Origin of the sequence: Clostridium pacaense (genome assembly GCF_020709765.2) — a bacterium.
GTDB classification, from domain to species: Bacteria; Bacillota; Clostridia; order Lachnospirales; family Lachnospiraceae; genus Enterocloster; species Enterocloster hominis.
The window spans coordinates 1-236 of sequence record NZ_JAJFEB020000224.1; the positions used below are offsets into that span (position 1 = coordinate 1).

At 55.1% G+C, this 236-nt stretch carries 1 protein-coding gene; it reads right to left on the reverse strand.

The features are described 5' to 3' along the window. On the reverse strand, positions 1-236 hold a 236-nt coding region (locus tag LK536_RS59110), incomplete at both ends, for a hypothetical protein (RefSeq protein ID WP_506092375.1).

A 236-nucleotide genomic window follows, 5' to 3' on the forward strand; every position in this document is an offset into this window, starting at 1 on the left:
TTCCCCTCCCCCCTCTTCCTTCTTCCCTTCCTCCCCCTCCCTCTCCTCTTTCTTGCCTTGTCTTTTCCCTTCCCCCTCCTCCTTTTCTCCTCCCCCCTCTTTCCTTTCTTCTTTTCCCTTTCCTCCCCCTCCTTCTCCTCCCTCTCTCCCTCCCCTCCTCTTTTTTCCCTCCTTCCCCTCCCTTCTTTTCCCTTTCCCTTCTCCTTTCCCTTTTCCTTCCTTCCTTCCTCCTTCTC